This is a genomic window from Pseudomonas gingeri (genome assembly GCF_013385635.1).
GTDB lineage: Bacteria > Pseudomonadota > Gammaproteobacteria > Pseudomonadales > Pseudomonadaceae > Aquipseudomonas > Aquipseudomonas gingeri_A.
In genome coordinates this window covers 1-425 of sequence record NZ_JACAPR010000039.1, presented here as the reverse complement: position 1 = coordinate 425, position 425 = coordinate 1, and the positions used below count along the sequence as shown (strand labels likewise).

Genomic DNA, 425 nt, shown 5'->3' with positions numbered 1-425 from the left:
GGACAAGGGCGAGATCGTCGAACAGGCGGCGCCGAACGACTTCTTCGACAATCCGCAGAACGAGCGGACCAAGTTGTTCCTCAGCCAGATCCTGCACTGATCGACAGGCGCTGAATGAAAAACCCGGACCTGGTCCGTGATGCTGTTCACTTAAGCATTTGAGTCCAATCCGGGGTTTCTAGAAAATCCGATACCAGTCCCCTGGTATCGGATTTTTTATGCCCATTCGGCAGCAATGGCTCGACCTCGGCGACATCTTCAACTTTTCTGAGCTGAGTACCTTGCCTCGTTATCGCTGGCAAGCCAGCACCTACAAGGTCCCCGGCTGGACCCTAGTCCGGGGTGAGCCCTTATCCTGTGGGAGCGGGCTTGCCCGCGAAAGCGGCGGTGCGGCTGGCCTCGTTATCGCTGGCAAGCTGAACTGG

At 57.4% G+C, this 425-nt stretch carries 1 protein-coding gene and 1 pseudogene; both read left to right on the top strand.

Annotated elements, in window-relative coordinates:
- Positions 1 to 100: pseudogene (gene glnQ / locus HX851_RS31990) on the top strand (glutamine ABC transporter ATP-binding protein GlnQ); the annotation flags it as partial.
- Between the two features lie 118 nt (positions 101 to 218).
- Positions 219 to 425, top strand: a 207-nt coding sequence (locus tag HX851_RS33500; protein WP_218173562.1) for a hypothetical protein, incomplete at its 3' end; no start/stop codon positions are given.